This is a genomic window from Nakamurella sp. (assembly GCF_048594475.1).
Lineage (GTDB): Bacteria > Actinomycetota > Actinomycetes > Mycobacteriales > Nakamurellaceae > Nakamurella.
Genome location: NZ_JBMDXT010000399.1, coordinates 1 through 4,881 on the forward strand (window position 1 = coordinate 1; position 4,881 = coordinate 4,881).

General features: G+C 75.9%; 5 protein-coding genes and 1 pseudogene. 4 read left to right on the forward strand and 2 right to left on the reverse strand.

All coding sequences use genetic code 11. The features are described from left to right. A partial coding sequence (locus tag ACOJUF_RS17865; RefSeq protein WP_420123169.1) for a GNAT family N-acetyltransferase occupies positions 1-660 on the reverse strand: 660 nt, incomplete at its 3' end. Positions 661-754: 94 nt separating this feature from the next. Continuing rightward, entirely contained in the window at positions 755-1,978 is a 1,224-nt protein-coding gene (gene glp / locus ACOJUF_RS17870) for a gephyrin-like molybdotransferase Glp (protein WP_420123173.1), read from the reverse strand. 113 nt (positions 1,979-2,091) lie between these two features. Here glp and ACOJUF_RS17875 point away from each other — a divergent pair, with 113 nt between their 5' ends. The 4 genes and pseudogenes from ACOJUF_RS17875 to ACOJUF_RS17890 all read left to right on the forward strand — a co-directional run. Next, positions 2,092-2,745, forward strand: a complete 654-nt coding sequence (locus ACOJUF_RS17875) for a 5-formyltetrahydrofolate cyclo-ligase (protein ID WP_420123170.1) — start codon at positions 2,092-2,094, stop codon at positions 2,743-2,745. Positions 2,746-2,887: 142 nt separating this feature from the next. Next, positions 2,888-3,229, forward strand: a complete 342-nt coding sequence (locus tag ACOJUF_RS17880; protein ID WP_420123171.1) for an FmdB family zinc ribbon protein — start codon at positions 2,888-2,890, stop codon at positions 3,227-3,229. A gap of 110 nt (positions 3,230-3,339) precedes the next feature. Further along, on the forward strand, positions 3,340-4,473 hold the full coding sequence (locus tag ACOJUF_RS17885; RefSeq protein WP_420123172.1) for a PQQ-dependent sugar dehydrogenase: 1,134 nt from the start codon (positions 3,340-3,342) through the stop codon (positions 4,471-4,473). A gap of 176 nt (positions 4,474-4,649) precedes the next feature. After that, a pseudogene (locus ACOJUF_RS17890) lies at positions 4,650-4,881 on the forward strand (hypothetical protein); the annotation flags it as partial.

Consider the following 4,881-nt stretch of genomic DNA (forward strand, 5'->3'; position numbering starts at 1 on the left):
CGACCCGGACAGCCGCCACCGCTGCAGCAGCTGGCCGAGCCCGCCGGGCAGCTCCTCGACGGTCAACCCGTACAGCAGGTGGTCCCGCCAGGCGCCGTCGATGTCCAGGTACCGCAGCAGCTCGCCCTCCTGCCGGAAGCCGAGATGCTCGACGACGGCCCGCGACGCCACGTTCTGCGGCGAGATCGTGGCCTCGACCCGGTGCAGCCCGACCGGACCGAAGGCGTGCGCCACCAGCAGGGCGACCGCGGCGGTGCCGACGCCCCGGCCGTGGAAGCGGGAGTCGACCCAGTACCCGACCCACGCCGAGCGCAGGGCTCCGCGCTGGATCCCGCCCAGCGTCACCTGCCCGGCGAAGGTGCCGTCGACGGTGATCGCGAACGGCACCACCTCGCCCCGGCGGGCCCCGACCCGCAGCAGCGTCCGGTGCGCGTGCCACATCGCCCGGCTGTGCCGCTGCTCCCAGGTCAGCTCACTGGTCGCGTCCCACCGGCGGATCAGGGCCTCGTCGCGCAGCCGCGCGTCCTGCCAGGAGCCGAAGTCGCTCCGGCGCAGCGGTCGCCCGACCACCTGCCCGGCCTGCGTCGTCAGCGGCCCCAGCGTGGCCGGCCAGCCCGGGTGCGCCCCGTGGGGGCCGGTCCCGAACGGCGCCGGGCTCATCGATCGGCCCGACGAGAGCGAAGCGCATGCGCCCGCTCGCGCCCGCTCGTCGATCGGCGCCGCCGGCGCTGCCTCATCGCGGCCGGTTCATCCGTCAGGCCCGCTGGGCCAGGAACGACACCGGCACCTCGTGGCCGACCGGCACGGCCGTGGTCTCCTCGTCGATCAGCACCAGGCAGTTCGCCTCGGCCAGGGAGGCGAGCAGGTGGGTGCCGCTGCCGCCCAGCACGTGCACCAGGTACTCGTCCTCGTCGTCGCGCATGAGCTGGCCGCGCAGGAACTGGCGCCGGCCCGGCGGCGAGGTGATCGGCTCCAGGCAGCGGGCCATCACGGTCCGGCGGTACGGGTTCGCCCGGCCGAGCATGATCCGGATCAGCGGCCGGACCACGACCTCGAACACGACCAGCGCCGACACCGGGTTGGCCGGCAGCAGGAAGGTCGGCACCCGGTCCGTGCCCAACAGCCCGAAGCCCTGGGCCGACCCCGGCTGCATGGCCACCCGGGTCAGGTCGAGCGTGCCCAGATCGGCCAGCGCCTCCACGACCAGCTCGGCACTGCGGCCGCCCGCCGCGCCGGAGATCAGCACGACCTCGGACACCAGCAGGCGGGCCTCGACCAGCTCGCGGAGCCGGCGCGGGTCGCTCGGGGCGATGCCGATGCGGGTGGCGTCGGCGCCGGCGTCCCGGGCCGCGGCGGCCAGGGCGAAGGAGTTGACGTCGTAGACCTGGCCCGGCCCCGGGGTGCGGGCCACGTCGACCAGTTCGTCGCCGACCGAGATGATCGACAGCCGCGGCCGCGGATGGACCAGCACCTTGTCCCGGCCGACCGCCGCGAGCAGGCCGACCTGCGCGGCGCCGATGAAGGCCCCCAGGCGCACGGCGACGTCGCCCGGCTGCACGTCCTCGCCGGTGCGTCGCACGTAGCTGCCGGACTCCACCGGCTTGATCACCGACACCCGGGCGCCGCCGCCCTGGGTGTGCGAGCGTGGCACCACCGCGTCGGCCAGGGTCGGCAGCGCCGCCCCGGTCGCCACGTAGACGGTCTGGTTGGGCTGCAGCCGGTGCGGCGTGCGCGCGCCGGCCTCGATCTCGCCGACCACGGGCAGCACCACCGGGTGCCCCTCGGCGGCGATCGCCACGTCCACCGACCGCACCGCGTACCCGTCGACCGCGGCCTGGTCGAACGCCGGCAGCGCGGAGGAGGCCACGACCTCCTCCGCGCAGAGCAGGCCCTGCGCCTCGGAGATGGCGGTCCGCACCGGCGGCGGGGTCACCGCGATCGCCAGCACCCGCTCGAGCTGCTCGGCCACCGATCTCATCGGCGGGCCGCCGGGCAGTTGTCCGGCCAGGGGGTTCATGGTCGCTAACGGTAACGCCCGCGGCGGGTCCGCCGACGCCCCGACACCGGACGAGGGCGGCCTACCGTGGCGACATGTCAACGATCGGGCCGTCCTTACCTGCTGACGTCGCCGGTGCCAAACGGGTGATGCGCGGTCCACTGCTGGCCGCCCGGCGGGCCCGGCCGGCGGCCGAACGGGCGGTGGCCCGGGCCGCGATCGGGCAGCACCTGATGTCCGCGCTGGCCGGGCGCTCGTGCGTGGCCGCGTTCCTGCCGCTGCCGACGGAGCCGCTCGATCCCGCGCTGCTGCCGCGTCTGGCCGGCACGCTGCGCCTGCTGATCCCGGTGGTGACCGGACCGCACCCGTTGGACTGGTGCGAGTACACCCCGGCGACCCGGCCCGGCGAGCTGGGCATCGAGGAGCCGGACGGGCCGCGGCTGGGGCCCCAGGCGATCGGCGACGCCCAGGTCGTGCTGGTGCCGGCGCTGGCCGTGGCCGCCGACGGGTACCGGCTGGGCCGCGGCGGCGGCCACTACGACCGCACCCTGGCGGTACGGGCCCGGTTGCGTGGGCAGCCCGCGTCCGGGCCGTCGGCGGACCCTGCCGCGGCGCCCGGCGGGCCGGACGAGCTGATCGCCCTGGTGTACGACGACGAGTTCGGCCCGGCCGTGCCCCACGACGCGCTGGACCGTCCGGTCACCGCAGTCGTCACCCCCGGCGGCGGGCTGGTCCGGCTCCCCGCCTGACCCCGGACCCCGCGGACCGGGGCGATCCGGCATTTGCGCGGGCCACCGGTTCGGGCGCATCATCGGATCTGGCACTCGACGCTGCTGAGTGCCAGGACGTGCAACCGGCAGCACCGACGACCACCTCGCGCCCGGAGGATCCGTGCCCACCTATCAATACGCGTGCACCGAGTGCGGCCACCGTTTCGAGGCCGTGCAGGCGTTCACCGACGACTCGCTGACCACCTGCCCGGTGTGCAGCGGTCAGCTGCGCAAGGTGTACGGGTCGGTCGGCGTGGTGTTCAAGGGCAGCGGCTTCTACCGGACCGACTCGCGCAACGGCAAGACCACCTCCACCGCGGCGGCCGGCGAGAGCAAGTCCGAGGGCAAGACGGAGACCAAGTCCGAGACCAAGTCCGAGACCAAGCCGGCGGCCAAGAGCGAGTCCTCGGGCGGATCGTCGTCCTCGTCGTCCGCCTCGACCCCGGCCAAGGCGGCCAGCTGATCCCCGGCCCGGTCCCGTCCCGCGGTCGCGCGCACCGCGGGAGACGACCGGGCCTGCCCACCGCCCCCACCCGGGGCCGGCGTCCGGCCGCGATCACGGTCCGGAGGGCGGTGCTGGCCGCGGCCGTCCCGCTGCTCCTGCTGGGCGCCTGCACCGCGCCGGCACCGGCCGGCCCGGCGCCGTCCGCCGACGTGGCCACCGGTCCCACCGCTGCCGCAACCACCGCGCCGGAGGCCGGCGAGCTGCGGGTCGACACCGTGGCCACCGGCCTGGACAGCCCGTGGGGCCTCGACTTCCTGCCCGACGGGCGTGCGGTGGTCACCAGCCGCGACACCGGGACCATCAGCGTCGTCGACGCGACCGGCACCGTCACCGCGGTCGGCACCGTCGAGGGGGTCGACGCGGGCGGGGAGGGGGGCCTGCTCGGCATCGCCGTCTCGCCGGGGTTCGCCACCGACCGGCGCCTGTACGTCTACTACACCGCCGGGCCGGACAACCGGATCGCGACCGTCGAGCTGGTCGACGGCGCGCTGACCGAGCAGCGGGTCGGGTTCACCGGCATCCCCAAGGCCGGCATCCACAACGGCGGCCGGCTGGCCTTCGGGCCGGACGGCCTGCTCTACGTCGGCACCGGGGACGCCGGCGACCGCCCGCTGGCCCAGGATCCGGACGCCATCGGCGGCAAGATCCTGCGACTGACGCCCGACCTGCGACCAGCCCCGGACAATCCGAGCGCGCCGCCGCTGGCCGGCGGCGCCGGGTACGACCTGGGTCATCGCAACGTCCAGGGCCTGGCCTTCGACGACCGCGGCCGGCTCTGGGCGTCCGAGTTCGGGCAGAACACCTGGGACGAGCTCAACCTGATCCGGGCGGGCGGCAACTACGGCTGGCCGACCGTCGAGGGCCGGGCGGACGAGGGCGGCGGCGCGTCCGCCGGTCCGTTCGTCGATCCGGAACGGGTGTGGCCGACCGACGAGGCGTCGCCGAGCGGGATCGCCGTCTGGCGGGACGCGATCTGGCTGGCCGGCCTGCGCGGCGAACGGCTGTGGCAGATCCCGCTCACGTCCGGCCCCGGTGGATCGCCGACCGGAGAGCCGGTGGCCCACCTGGACGGTCAGCTCGGGCGGCTGCGCACGGTGGCGGCCGCGCCCGACGGCAGCCTGTGGGTCGTCACGTCGAACACCGACGGTCGGGGCGAGGTCCGGGACGGCGACGACCGCATCCTGCGCCTGACACCCGGCTGACCCGCCCCGCGGACGACCGGACCGGCCGGCCGCACCCACCCGGCTAAGAGCCTGATGGGGAGTCCGGCGGAGAGACCGGCCGGAGAGAACCGACCCACCGCAGTTGTCCACAGGAGTTGTCCACAGGATCGGGCGGCCGGGCTCGCTGCGGTCCCGCACCACCTACCGTCACAGCGATGACGACCCGCACCGACCGGCCCGGCCGGGATCTGCAACCGCGCTGGCCCGACCGCCTGCGGCAACGCTGGGCGGATCGGCGGCGCGGGGGCCGGCTCCGCCGGAACCTGCGTCGCGGGGCGGCCGCCGCGCTGGTCCTGACCGCGGCGCTGCTGCTGCTGGTGCCGCCCGCGCCGGCGACCGGCACGCCGCTGGTCGTTCTCGCTCGCGACCTGCCGGTCGGCGCGGTGC

Coding starts and splice junctions, on each gene's coding strand:
- glp (WP_420123173.1), bottom strand. CDS start 1,978: ATGAGATCGGTGGCCGAGCAGCTCGAGCGGGTGCTGGCGATCGCGGTG.
- ACOJUF_RS17875 (WP_420123170.1), top strand. CDS start 2,092: ATGTCAACGATCGGGCCGTCCTTACCTGCTGACGTCGCCGGTGCCAAA.